The sequence below is a fragment of the Halomarina halobia genome, assembly GCF_029338575.1.
GTDB lineage: Archaea > Halobacteriota > Halobacteria > Halobacteriales > Haloarculaceae > Halomarina > Halomarina halobia.
Genome location: NZ_CP119992.1, coordinates 2,774,225 through 2,786,710, shown reverse-complemented (window position 1 = coordinate 2,786,710; position 12,486 = coordinate 2,774,225). Strand labels below are relative to the sequence as shown.

The window sequence follows — 12,486 nt, the reverse complement described above, 5'->3', positions numbered from 1 at the left end:
AGCGAGACCGAAACTCAGAACGCGCGCAGATCCTCGAGCCGCGCCTCGGCGCTCCCGTCCTCGATGACCGCGCGCGCCGCCTCCAGTCCCTCCTCCAGCGTCTCCGCGTCCCGGCGGGCGAAGATCCGCACGGCGGCGTTGACGGCGATCGCGTCCGCGAAGCGGTCCGTCCGCTCGCCGGCGAGCACCGCCTCGGTGATGTGCGCGGAGTCCGCGGCCACGTCGTCCACGGCGAGGTCATCGCCCGTGAAGTCCATGCCGTACTCCGCGGTCCGGACGTCGAAGTCGCTCAGCTCCCCGCCGTCCCACACGGCGACCTTGGTCGAGCCGGGTCGGATGTCGTCGTAGCCCTCCATTCCCTGGAACATGACGACCCGCGAGGGATCGTAGCGCTCGCTCGCCTCGAACGTGTCGATGATCCGCTTGGCGTAGGGCAGGTGATAGAAGCTCCCGAGATGGACGTCGGCGCGCGCGGGGTTCGCCAGCGTCTCTATGGTGTTGACGAACGTGCGCACGCCCATCTGGTCGCGGCGGTCCTCCAGCCCGGCGACGCCGGGGTTGAAGTTCGGCTGGTAGTAGAAGCCGAACCCCACCTCGTCGGTCATGTCGGCGGACTCGGCCGGCGAGCGGTCCGTCTCGACGCCGAGCTCGTCGAGGACGTGCCGGTACGCCGTCGCCCGCTGCGTGGGGACGCGGTCGCCGGAGTGGACGACGACCGGCGTGCCGGCCGCGGCCGCGACGAGGCCCGCCCCGACGCCGAGCAGCGCGGAGGTGTGCTTGCCGTCGTAGTTCGCGCCGCAGTCCACGGGGTCGCAGTCCGGTTCGGCGAACTCGACTGACTCCTCCGCCATCACGTCGACGTACGCCGCGAGCTCCTCGGGCGTGTTGCGCTTCCACCGGTTCGCCAGCCAGAACGCCCCGAGGGTGGTCGGGTCGGGTTCGAGCGCGAGGATGCGCCGAAACGCCTCCCGGGCCTGGTCGCGGGTCATGTCGTCCGCGGACTTGTGCCCGCTGCCGACGACCTCCGTCATCAGCCGCTTCAGCGGCCAGTCGCCGAAGGACCGCGTCGCTTTCGCCATGCGAGGGGGTCGGACCGCGCCGGGGAAAAACGTCCCGTTCGCGGCTCGACGCCGATTCAGGTCCGTGCGCAGGACGCGGGGAGCGACCGACCGCCCGACGCGATCGTCCCCGCGCCGTCACGGACGACCGCGACCGCGACCGCGACCGCGACCGACGGCCTGCGACCGCGAGGCCTGGGCGTCGAGCTGTCGCGAGATCAACTGACTCACCTCCTGCGGGTCGGTGACGTTGTGGAAGACGATCTCCGTCCCGCCGGAGCCTGCGGTGTCGATGTGGACGTCGCCGTAGGAGAGCAGCCGCTGCAGGAACGACTGCTCGTAGGTCGTATTCTGGACGCGATCCATGCGGAGGCTGGTGACCTGCCGCGAGAGGAGCCCGCGCTTCTCGTACACCTCGTTGCTCGTGATGACGTACCGCGTGCTCCGGTGACGGAAGTACGTCACGAGGGCGACGGCGATACCGGCGAGGAGCAGCCCGATCCCGATCAGCGACCACGGTTCGGGGAGGAGCGCGAACGAGACGGGGCCGAGCAGGAAGAGCACGGCCCCCGCGACGAGCGACAGCGCCGCGGGGTAGAGACTCGGGTGTCCGCTCCAGACTACCTGCTCGTTCGGACCGAGCGTGACCCAGTCCGGGACGTCACGTGCGGATGACATGCTCGCCGGGAGGTACGTCGCCGACGCATATCCATCTACCCCCGCTCGCCGTGTGCGCGTGATGCCGTCCCGTCCTCGCCCCTCCCGGAAACCGACAGCGTGTAAGTCCCGCCCTCCGTACCCCGACCAATGAGCGCACTGGAGGACGACTGGCGCGCCGACCTCGACGCCGTCGACGCGCGGCTCGTCGACGACTACCAGAGCGGCTTCCCCGTCGAGCCGCGGCCCTTCCGCGCCGTCGGCGAGGCGCTCGGCGTGAGCGAGACCGAGGCGCTCGCCCGCGTCGAGCGCCTCCGCGAGCGCGGGGTCTTCCGTCGGTTCGGCGCGGTCCTCAACCCGCCGGTCATCGGCAGCTCGACGCTCGCCGCCGTGCGAGCGCCGGAGGACCGCTTCGAGGAGATCGCCGGGGTGATCAACGGCTACCGCCAGGTGAACCACAACTACCGCCGCGACCACGAGTGGAACGTGTGGTTCGTCGTCACCGCCGGGTCGCGGGCGACACGCGACCGCATCCTCGCGGAGATCGAGGAGCGGACCGGCTGTGCGGTGTTGAACCTCCCGATGCTCACCGACTACTACATCGACCTCGAGTTCCCGGTCGTCAACGAGGACCGATTCGCCCGGGAGGCGCGAGCGGCGCGCGAGGTCCCGGCGGACGGGGAAGTCCCCCACGACGGGGCGGAAAACGCCCCGAACGGGCGAGCGGCGGAGGCGACGACGGTGACCGCGACGCGCATCTCCGAGGAGGCGACCGCCGACCTCACCGACCTCGACCGGCGGCTGCTGCTCGAGATCCAGTCGGGGTTCCCGCTCTCGCTCACCCCCTACGCGGACGTCGCGGACGCCATCGACGCCGACACGGGCGAGGTCGTCGCCGCCGTCCGCCGCCTGCTCGACGCCGGCTGCGTCAAGCGGGTCGGGTGCGTCGTCAACCACGTCGTCACCGGCTTCGACGCGAACTGCATGGTCGTCTGGGACGTGCCCGACGACGAACTCGACGCCCGCGGCGGGCGCGTCGGCGGGCTGCCGTACGTCACGCTCTGCTACCACCGCCCGCGCCGGCCCGAGCACGGCTGGCCGTACAACCTCTTCACGATGATCCACGGGCGCGACCCCGAGACGGTGGACGCGAAGATCGACGAACTCGCCGCCGACTACCTCCCCTTCGACCACGAGCGGCTCTACTCGACAGCGACGCTGAAGCAGACGGGCGCGCAGTACGAAGAACTGGTCGGGGAGTGAGCGTCAGAACCGGCGTCGCTGGCTCGTTCCGGCGTCTTCGGTCCCTCCGGAACCGAGGGCGGTTCCGGACGCCCGCGAGACGCGAAGCGTCCGACAGTGCGGATTTCTTACCGACTCCGCGCCGGGAAAGTCGGTTTCACTTGCTGGGGAGGACATCGGGGACGGTCACCGAGGCGGCGAGCGCGACCCGCCCGTCGCGCGCCGCGACGTAGCCGACGACGGCGACGCTCCCGATGAGCACGGCCGCGACCCCGACCAGGCCGGCCTCGGGGCCGAACGACCCCCCGGTGAGCACGTCGGGGCCGATCTCCTGCACGCGGACGAGCGACGGCGAGACGCGGTTGCCGCTCACCGGGAAGCCGTAGATCGGCCCGAGAAAGAAGTTCCAGGAGACGTGCGCCCCGATGGGGATGGCGAGTTCGCCGGTCAGGACGTAGCCGAGGGCGAGCCAGACGCCGGCCAGCGAGACCCCGAGGACGCTCACGACCGTCGCGCCGGGGTTGGCGGCGTGGAGCGCGCCGAACAGCCCCGAGGTGAGGAGGACGGCGACCGCGACGGCCCCCCGGTGGCCGAGGTACCCGCGCAGCCCCTCGGCGACGTTCGTCAGCTGGTACCCTCGCGAGAGTACCTCCTCGTAGACGCCGACGGCGACGAACATGGCGAGCGACGAGACGAACCCGGTGAGCAGCGCCGGGGAGGGGCTCGCGACATCGGTGACGACGACGAGACCGGAGACGACCTGCGCGGCGAAGACGAGCGTCTGGAGCCCCGCGCCGAGCGCGAGGCCGAACCCGCAGTCGAGCCACCACTGGCGGTCGATGTGCAGGCCGAGGTCGTCGAGCGGCCGGCGGTCGAACAGCCGCGCCGCGACGGGGACGGAGACGCCGACCGCGAACGCCATCACGAGGGTGTTGAGCGCGATCGGCGTCGCCCGGCCGACGAGCGGCGAGACGGCGACGAAGCCGACGACGGCGATCGCGAGGAGGAGACCGGTCTGCAGGAGGAGTCGCCACGGGGCGCGGAGGCGGCCTTCGCGGGGGTTTCGTAGGAGGCGCACGGATCGGGCGGGGGAGTTCGGTGAGGTGGGATAGGGTAGGGTGTTCGATCGGGTGCGGTGGGGCGCTATCGCCCGACGACCATGACCATCGGACCGATGAACACGAGCGCGAGGCCGATGGCGCGGTAGATGAAGTCGTTGTCCATCAGGCTGAGCGGCGTGAGCACGAGCAGGAGGCCGATCAGCACGATGTGCGCTCCGACGATCGTCTTGCTCTTCATCGGCAGGGTAGCCAGCAGTCCGACGACCAGCAGGAGGAGGAACACCTGCCCGATGTTGTACTGCAGCAGGAAGCTGTCGATGACCTGCAGTGGGAGCGTGAGCATTCTTACGTACCACTCGTTTCGTGTCGAATTTCAACTTTGCGTTACTCAATCGCCCCCGATGTCGAGCGGACGGATGAATAGAACGAACAGGACCACGACGGTCGTCCCGTAGCCGAGCGCCCAGACGATCCGCCCGAGGCCCGGAGCGCCGAGGGTCGTGAGCGCGTAGTCCGCGACGCCGGGAACGACGACGCCGAGCGTGGCGACGGCGGCCCCGAGCTTCATGCGATCGGAGACGAGCCCCGACTCCTCGGCGGACTCGGGGTCGGTCGAGTCGGTCGCGTGGTCGGCCATGGACGGCCTACGCGGCGCGCGCCCCTGAACCCCTCGGTCCGAACCGACCGGCCTTTGACGCTCCTCGAGAAGCACACCACGTGAACGTCGGACATCTCTACGCCGTCCTCGCCGCCCTCCTGTTCGGCGCGTACCTCGTCCTCTACAAGCGCTACTTCGGCACGTATCCGACGATGCCGTACATGGTTGGCGTGTACGGGTCGGCGCTGGCGTGGTACCTGCCGATCGGGGTGATCACGTGGCCGGACGGGCGGGCGCTCGCCGGGACGGTGACGTCGCCTGAAGCCCTCGGGGCGCTCGTCGCGGCGGCGCTGCTCACCGGCGTGGCCGTCGCAGTCTCCCTGCTCGCCGTCAACCGCGGGGAGGTCTCGTACGTCGCTCCGCTGAACAAACTCGTCCCCCTGTTCGTCCTCCCCATCGAGGTGCTCGCGCTCGGCCAGCACCTCGGTCCGCTACAGGTCGTCGGCGTTCTCGTCGCCACCGCGGGCGTCTACCTGGCTAACTACCACTCCGGCGCGCTCCTCGCGCCGTTTCGCCGCGCGCTCACCTACCCTCCCGCACAGCTAGCGCTGTTCGGTGCGGCGCTGTTCGGCGTCGTCGACGTGACGAAACGGGTCCTCCTGCAGGAACTCGCGCTCCCCGTCCCGCTGGTCGTCTGGCTCGGTCTGCTCGGTATCCTCGCCGTCTCGTTGCCGCTCGGCCGACGGCGCTTCGACGCGCTCCCCCGACGAGCGTATCCGGGGATCGTCGCGATGGGACTGCTCGTCGCCGTCGTGAATCACACCACCGCGCTCGCGTTTCAGACGATTCCCGCGAGCGTCGCCTCGCCCATCATCAACGCGCAGGCCGTCGTCGCCGTCGTCCTCGGCGGCCTGCTCCTCGACGAGGGGGCGTTCCCGCAGCGCCTCGCCGCCAGCGTCCTCGCGGCGGTGGGCGTCGGCCTCGTCGCGCTCACCTGACGCGCTCTAAACCTCTCGCTCTCACGATCGAACGATCGATGTCGAGATATTTGCCCCGTCCGAACGAAAACACGCGACGAGAGGGGAATCCAGCCGTCCATCTATATGTCCCCCGGCGAAGATAGTTCCGGTTATGTCAGACGGAGATATCGATGAGACGGTGCGGCGCTATCATCTACGAACTGTCGCATCTGCGGCGTTCTCCGACGGGCGAGCGGCGCACGGGCTCCGAGTGAGACGCCATCCTCCCTCCGGGGAGCCGACGGCGGCGAGCGCGAGCGTCGGGAGGCGGTCGGAGCGACGCGCGTGATGTACGACCTCACGCATCCGATCGAGTCCGGCATGCCGACGTACCCCGGCGATCCCATCGTCGAGAGCTGGCCGAACGCGACGATCGGGGCGGACGGCTATCGCGTGACGGCCTTCGGGATGAGCACCCACACGGGGACCCACATCGACGCCCCGCGCCACATCGAACCGGAGGGAAGGGCACTCTCCGCGTACCCGGTCGACCGCTTCCGCTTCGACGCCCGACTCGTGGACTGCGCCGTCGGCCCGAAGGAGTCCATCGAGGAGGGGTGCGTCCCCGACACCGACGCCGACCTCCTCCTGTTTCACACCGGCTGGAGCGACTACTGGGGCGAGGACGTCTACTACGACTACCCGCACCTCTCGCCGTCGGCGGCCGAGCGCTGCGCCGAGCTCGGCTGCGACGTCGGCATCGACACGCCGAGCGTCGACCCCATGGGGGCGGACCTCCTCGCCCACCACGAGCTGTTTCGCGCCGACCACCTCATCATCGAGAACCTGACGAACCTCGGGGCGCTCCCCGAACGCGTCACCGTCTACGCGCTCCCGCTCCCGCTCGCCGGTGCGGACGGCGCGCCGGCCCGCGTCGTCGCCCACGAGTGAGCCGCGGTCCGACGGTTTATATGCGATCGAGCGGGTAGACCCACCAGCGTGAACGACTCCGCCGAGCCCGGGTACGACGCCGACCAGCGGACGGTCCCGCGGTCCGACCTCGACGCCGCCTGGGGCGATCTCTTCCCGTTCGATCCCTACCCCCAGCAGGTCGACGGCGTCGAGCGGGCGCGCGAAGTGATGGGCGACGGCGGCTACCTCCTGCTGGAGGGGGCCTGCGGCACGGGCAAGACGCTCATCGCGCTCGTCGCGGGGCTCCAGGCGGTGCGCGACGGCGTCGGCGAGCGCGTGTTCGCCGTCACGCCCGTCAAGCAGCAGCTCAAGCAGTTCGTCACCGAGGTGCGCACGCTCAACGCCGAGCGCGACGAACCGTTCGCCGGGCTCGTGCTCGTCGGCAAGCGCGACCTCCTCCCCTACGCCCGCACGGACGCCCTCCCGACCGACCGCGGCGTCCACGACGCCGCCTCGGACATGCGCGAACTGACGGCGCGGCTCGTGAGCCGGGAGTCCGAGATGCCCCTCGACGTGTCGCCGGGGGCGCTCGACGGCCGTATCAACGTCTGCGGGGCTGACGGCTGCGATCGGCTCTCCTACTCCGAGGCGCGCTGTCCCGAGCACCGCGGCGAGCGCGACGAGGAGGCCCCGTGGTACGACCCGCTGCGCGCCGAGGTGCTCTGTCGGCTGGTCGAGGACCTCCCCGGCGAGCGCCTGGAGACGGCGGGCGCGACCGCGCCCTACCCGGCGGAGCCGCCCCACACCCGCGACGTGCTCGTCGACGCCGACGAGGCCGACCCCCTGGCCGACGAGTCGGGTCGCTTCGACCCGTTCTACGCCCGGTTCTTCGCCGACGAGGGGTGGGTCGGCTTCGACTTCACCGCGGGCGAGCGCCACGTCCTCGACGCGGAGGCGGTCGCGCGCGCCGCCGTCGGCCGCGGGACCTGCCCCCACGAGGCGATGGCGGCGCTGATGGCCGAGGCGGACGTGCTGATCGGCAACTACAACCACGCGTTCGACCCGAAGACGCGCCGCCTGACCCGCGAGAAGGCGGGCGTCCTCGACGACGGGACGCTCCTCGTGGTCGACGAGGCGCACATGCTGGAAGAGCGCGTGCGCGACCTCCTCTCGGAGACGCTCTCGCTGCACGCGATCCGCACCGCCCACCGCGACGTCGCGCTCGTCCGCGAGTACCTCTCCGGGACGGGTGGCGCGCCGGGCGCGGACCCCGAGACGCACCGGCGACACGCCCGGCGGACGATGTCCGAATTCTCCGGCGTCGACGAGCGGGACCTTCGGACCGCACAGTCGTTCCTGGAGTGGCTCGCGGCCGCCATCGACGACGAGGTCTCCGACTACCTCCGGGAGGAGTACGGCGACTGGCAGCGCGCGTTCCGCGAGGGGTCGCTCCCCGACGACGACCACGAGCTACCGCTCCGGGACCCCGAGACGGTCGAGGTGGACCGACTGACCGAGGCCGCGGGCGAGGAGTTCCCCGACGACGTCTGGTTGCGGCTGCGCGACGTCGGACGGGTCGCCGCCGCCGTCCACGAGAACGACGGACAGACGGACCGGACCCCCGTCTGCGACGCCGTCGGCACCCTCCTGTGGCGCTGGGGGACCGCCGGGCACGCGACGTACTTCCGGGAGATCGAACTGGAGTACGCGGAGAAGGCCGTCGAGGACACCACCCTCCCCGACTGGGCGAGCGCGTACAACGCCGCGCTCTCGCTCTACAACTGCATCCCGCAGGACCCCCTCGCCCGGACCTTCGACGACCTCGCCGGGGGCGTGCTCATGTCGGCGACGCTCGAACCCTTCGACGTCTACCGGCGGGTCAGCGGCCTCGACCTGCTCGCCGAGGGATCGGAGGACCGCGACCCGCGGCGCGTCGAGACCGCGAGCTACGGCCTCGCCTTCCCCGAGTCGAACCGGGCGAGCTGGGTCGTTGACCTGCCGCCCTTCACCTACCGCGAGCGCGGCCCGCCGGTCACCGACTACGACGAGATGACCCCCACCCGCCGGGCGTACGCGAGCGCGCTGGTCTGCCTCGCCCGGGGGCGGGGCAACGTCCTGCTCTGTCTGCCCTCCTACCGCGAGGCGGAGTGGGCGGTCGAGTACCTCCGCGAGCACGTCTCGAAGCCCGTCCTCCGGGACCGCTCGTCGGACAGCGCCGAGACCGACGCCATGCTCTCGCGGTTCTTCCAGGACGACGGCATCCACCGCGTGCTGGTCACGAGCGCGCGCGGCACCGTCACGGAGGGCGTCGACTACCGCGGCCACCGCCTCCACTGCGCCGCGGCCGTCGGCGTTCCGTACGCGAACACCGCCGCGCCCCGGATGCGGGCGGTGACCAACGCCTACGATCGGACCTTCGCCGACGGGTTCGAGACCGCCGTGCAGGTCCCCGCCGTCCGCAAGGCGCGCCAGGCGTTCGGGCGCGTCCTCCGCGGCCACGACGAGACGGGCGTGCGCGTCCTGCTCGACCGCCGCTACCTCCCCGACGCGCCGCGGTCGGTGAACGGCCTGCTGGGCGAGGCGGAGCGCGCGGAGTTCACTAGGGTGAGCCCCGACATGCTCGACCTCGGGCTCGCTCAGTTCTGGGACTCGAACGCCTGAATCGCCGCCCGCCAGTCGTCGGGCAGCGGCCGCGGCTCCCCGGTCTCGGGGTCGACGCTCACCTGCACCGTCTCGCCCGTGAGCGCGACGCCCTCGTCGGTGCGCACCCGGTAGGCGAAGGTGAAACTCGACGCCCCGAGGTCGCTCACGCGGACGTCCACCCGGGCCGTCTGCCCGAGGTGGATCGGCGCGCGGTAGTCGGCCTCGACGTGCACGAGCACCATCTGCGGCCCCGCGTCGATGCCGACGACCTCCTGGAGGTACTCGATGCGCCCCTGCTCGAGGTAGGTGCTGTAGACGGAGTTGTTGACGTGGTTCAGCGTGTCGAGGTCGCGGTAGCGGACCGGGATCTCGATCGTGAAGGGGAAGTCGTCGCCGTCGCTGTCGTCCATGGCGGCATCGAGGGGCGCGGACCCATTGCGGTTGCGGTCGCCCGAGTCGACGGTTCGGGCCGCTCCGACCGCGAGCCGCAGAAACGTTCGCCCGTCGAGAACCGGCGTCGGGGGCCGTTCGCCTACCCGTGCGCCCGACGGATCGCCCCACTCTAACGGCGCGCGCTCGGGGGAGAACGCGAGGTGCGAGTCGCACTCCCGGTCCTCGCCGTCGGTCGTGATGACCGCCTCGATCGACGCGGCGGGGTGCCCGAGGAGGTAACCGGCGTGCCAGTGGCGGCCGTCGGCAGGCGGACGAGGAGGGCGTAGGTGCCCCTCCCGTTCACGCGTCGCCGGCCTCCTCCCCGCTCCCGGCACCCTCCCCGTCGTCATCGAAGCCCAGCGCGACGGAGTTGATGCAGAAGCGCTTGCCCGTGGGTTCGGGCCCGTCGTCGAAGACGTGCCCGAGGTGACCGCCGCAGTTCGCACAGACGACCTCGGTTCGGACCATGCCGTGGCTCGTGTCGCGGCGGAGTTCGATCGCGTCCTCGTCCGCGTCGTAGAAGGAGGGCCACCCGGAGCCCTCGCGGTCGAACTTCGTCTCCGAGTCGAACAGCGCCGCGCCGCAGCCGGCACAGACGTACGTGCCCTCGTCGTCCTTGCCGATGAACTCGCCGGTGAACTTCGGCTCAGTCCCCTGCTCTCGCAGCACGCGGTACTCCTCGTCGGTCAGCACCTCGCGCCACTCCTCGTCGCTCCGGGGCAGGTCGCGCGTCTCGCGTTCGGACATAGGTGGCCGTAGGTACCGGGCGAATAAAGACCCAGTGCCCGACGGCGACGCGCCGTACGCAATCGTTCCTGCGCGAGGAGGCGGCGCGGAGCGCCCGTGAGAAGAGACCGAGGCACGGAGCGCCGAGGGAGTAGGGTGGGGTAGTTTACCCCTTGATGTTCGCCACGGGGCGCATCCGCGCGACCTTCGTCCCGATGCCGAGGCGGTCGCTGACGCGGACGACCTCGTCCACGTCCTTGTACGCGCCGGGGGCCTCCTCGGCGACGGTCGCGCCGGAGCGGGCCTTGACGTAGACGCCCTCGCCCCGGAGGCGCTGTTTGAGGTCGCCCGCGGTGTAGTCCTTCTTCGCCTGGGTGCGCGACTTCAGGCGGCCCGCGCCGTGGGCGGTCGAGCCGAAGGAGAGCTCCATCGAGCGCTCGCCGCCCGCGAGGACGTAGGAGTGCGTGCCCATGCTCCCCGGCAGGAGGACGGGCTGGCCCGCGTCGCGGTAGGCGGGGGGGACCTGCGGGTGTCCGGCGGGGAAGGCCCGCGTCGCGCCCTTGCGGTGGACGAGCAGGTCCTTCCGCTCGCCGTCGACCTCGTGGGTCTCCTCCTTTGCGATGTTGTGACAGACGTCATAGACGAGTTCGACGCTCTCCTCGGCGGTCCCGAACAGCTCGCGGAACGCCCGTCGGACGGCCTGGGTCATCGCCTGCCGGTTGGCCCACGCGAAGTTGGCCGCGCCGTACATCGCCCGGCGGTAGTCCTCGGCCGCGTCGTCCCCGATGGGCGCGTAGACGAGCTGACGGTCCGGCAGGGAGTCGACGAGGTCGGGGTACTCCCGCTCGAATCGGCGGATGTACTCCTGGCAGACCTGGTGGCCGAGCCCGCGGGACCCCGAGTGGATCATCACGACGACCCCGTCCTCGCGGAGGCCGTAGGCGGCGGCGGTAGCGTCGTCGTACACGTCGGTGACGCGCTGGACCTCGAGGAAGTGGTTACCCGAGCCGAGCGAGCCGACCTGCTTCACGCCGCGTTTCTTCGCGTTCTCGGGGACCGCGTCGGGATCGCCCGGGAGGCGGCCCCCCTCCTCGCAGTGCTCGAGGTCGGCCTCGGTCGCGTGGCCCTCCTCCAGCATCCACTCCATGCCGCGTTCGAGGATGCCATCCACGTCGTCGCGGTCGGTCCGGACGTACCCGCCCTTCCCGAGGCCGCAGGGGACGAGGTCGTAGAGGCGCTCGACGAGGTCCTCCTCGCTGCCGCGCACGTCCCCGTAGTCGAGCGGCGTGCGGAGGACGCGGACGCCGCAGTTGATGTCGAAGCCGATCCCGCCGGGGGAGATCGCCCCACCGTCCATGTCGACGGCGGCGACACCCCCGATGGGGAAGCCGTAGCCCAGGTGGCCGTCCGGGAGGACGACCGAGTACTTCTGGATGCCGGGCAGGGTGGCGACGTTGCGCACCTGCTCCAGGGTCTGTCCCTCCTCGCGCATCTTCTCGAGCAGCGGCTCGGAGGCGTACACGCGCGCCGGGACGCGCATGTCGCCGGAGCGCGGGATCTCGTAGACGTCTTCGGCGACTTCGGTGATTTCCATACCGACTAGTAGTCGGTCGAGGGGCAAAAAGTACCGCGAGAGCGGTCAGATGTCGAGGGTGGCTTCGAGGACCCACTCGGACGATCGATCCGCGGCTCGCGATGCGTCGTCCCCCGACGCGTCGCTCGCCCGTTCCGTCGAGCGCGTCGGAACGCGCTCGACGCGCATCTCGCTGTACGTCGGGCTCTTGACGTCGAACAGCGGTTCGCCGATGGGGCCCGCGAGGACCGTCGCCCGGAGCGCGTAGCCGTCGCCGGCCCCGCGCTCCTCGATCTCGACGCCCTCCGCGCGCGACACCGCCACCCCCTCTAGCTCCTGCAGGAGGACGAGTTCCGCGAGGTAGTCGAACAGGAGCGCCTGGCGGTCCTCCGACTCGACCTCGATCTCGAACCGCCGGGAGTCGTCGCCGCCTCCCTCCGAGATGGCGGCGAACGCGCGGGTCGACTCGGCGAACGCCTCCTCGAGCGTCGCGCCGGTCGCCCGGAAGCGCGCGTCGGCCGGGTGGCTGAGCAGTTCGAAGCTCACGGGGAGTCCTCCGGGAGGGTCATGTGCGACGATCGGCGGCGGGAGGGAAAGGGTTTATCGACGCGGACGGATCGCCGTC

Annotated in this window: 13 protein-coding genes; 4 read left to right on the top strand and 9 right to left on the bottom strand. The window is 71.0% G+C overall.

The features are described 5' to 3' along the window. Positions 1–14: 14 nt before the first annotated feature. Both P1K31_RS14760 and P1K31_RS14755 read right to left on the bottom strand, forming a co-directional pair. Entirely contained in the window at positions 15–1,079 is a 1,065-nt protein-coding gene (locus tag P1K31_RS14760) for an anthranilate phosphoribosyltransferase (RefSeq protein WP_276304090.1), read from the bottom strand. A gap of 117 nt (positions 1,080–1,196) precedes the next feature. Continuing rightward, positions 1,197–1,736, bottom strand: coding sequence for a PH domain-containing protein (locus P1K31_RS14755; protein WP_276304089.1), 540 nt, complete (start codon positions 1,734–1,736; stop codon positions 1,197–1,199). Positions 1,737–1,865: 129 nt separating this feature from the next. On the opposite strand from P1K31_RS14755, the gene ahbB reads away from it, so the two are divergent. Beyond that, positions 1,866–2,978: a siroheme decarboxylase subunit beta gene (gene ahbB / locus P1K31_RS14750; protein WP_276304088.1), complete on the top strand. Its 1,113-nt coding sequence runs from the start codon at positions 1,866–1,868 to the stop codon at positions 2,976–2,978. Between the two features lie 136 nt (positions 2,979–3,114). On the opposite strand, the gene P1K31_RS14745 is transcribed toward ahbB, so the two are convergent. The 3 genes from P1K31_RS14745 to P1K31_RS14735 all read right to left on the bottom strand — a co-directional run bounded on the left by P1K31_RS14745 (position 3,115) and on the right by P1K31_RS14735 (position 4,655). Further along, on the bottom strand, positions 3,115–4,035 hold the full coding sequence (locus tag P1K31_RS14745; RefSeq protein WP_276304087.1) for a CPBP family intramembrane glutamic endopeptidase: 921 nt from the start codon (positions 4,033–4,035) through the stop codon (positions 3,115–3,117). A gap of 65 nt (positions 4,036–4,100) precedes the next feature. After that, a complete protein-coding gene (locus tag P1K31_RS14740) occupies positions 4,101–4,361 on the bottom strand; it encodes a DUF8006 family protein (protein ID WP_276304086.1) in 261 nt (86 codons plus the stop codon). 45 nt (positions 4,362–4,406) lie between these two features. Then, positions 4,407–4,655: a DUF7996 family protein gene (locus P1K31_RS14735; RefSeq protein WP_276304085.1), complete on the bottom strand. Its 249-nt coding sequence runs from the start codon at positions 4,653–4,655 to the stop codon at positions 4,407–4,409. Between the two features lie 80 nt (positions 4,656–4,735). On the opposite strand from P1K31_RS14735, the gene P1K31_RS14730 reads away from it, so the two are divergent. The 3 genes from P1K31_RS14730 (at position 4,736) to P1K31_RS14720 (ending at position 9,148) form a co-directional block, all read left to right on the top strand. Next, entirely contained in the window at positions 4,736–5,614 is an 879-nt protein-coding gene (locus P1K31_RS14730) for an EamA family transporter (RefSeq protein ID WP_276304084.1), read from the top strand. 309 nt (positions 5,615–5,923) lie between these two features. Continuing rightward, complete coding sequence (locus P1K31_RS14725; RefSeq protein WP_276304083.1) at positions 5,924–6,526, top strand: cyclase family protein; 603 nt, start codon at positions 5,924–5,926, stop codon at positions 6,524–6,526. 48 nt (positions 6,527–6,574) lie between these two features. Further along, positions 6,575–9,148: an ATP-dependent DNA helicase gene (locus tag P1K31_RS14720; RefSeq protein WP_276304082.1), complete on the top strand. Its 2,574-nt coding sequence runs from the start codon at positions 6,575–6,577 to the stop codon at positions 9,146–9,148. Here P1K31_RS14720 and P1K31_RS14715 read toward each other — a convergent pair. The 4 genes from P1K31_RS14715 to P1K31_RS14700 form a co-directional block, all read right to left on the bottom strand. Next, positions 9,124–9,912: a thioesterase family protein gene (locus P1K31_RS14715; RefSeq protein ID WP_276304081.1), complete on the bottom strand. Its 789-nt coding sequence runs from the start codon at positions 9,910–9,912 to the stop codon at positions 9,124–9,126. The two genes, P1K31_RS14720 and P1K31_RS14715, sit on opposite strands and share 25 nt — an antisense overlap. Beyond that, positions 9,863–10,309 carry a peptide-methionine (R)-S-oxide reductase MsrB gene (gene msrB / locus P1K31_RS14710; protein WP_276304080.1) on the bottom strand — a complete coding sequence of 149 codons (447 nt, stop codon included), beginning with the start codon at positions 10,307–10,309 and terminating at the stop codon, positions 9,863–9,865. The genes P1K31_RS14715 and msrB overlap by 50 nt, the downstream gene beginning before the upstream one ends. Positions 10,310–10,454: 145 nt before the next feature. Further along, complete coding sequence (locus P1K31_RS14705; RefSeq protein ID WP_276304079.1) at positions 10,455–11,882, bottom strand: RtcB family protein; 1,428 nt, start codon at positions 11,880–11,882, stop codon at positions 10,455–10,457. 45 nt (positions 11,883–11,927) lie between these two features. Next, positions 11,928–12,407: an archease gene (locus P1K31_RS14700; protein ID WP_276304078.1), complete on the bottom strand. Its 480-nt coding sequence runs from the start codon at positions 12,405–12,407 to the stop codon at positions 11,928–11,930. Positions 12,408–12,486 lie beyond the last annotated feature (79 nt).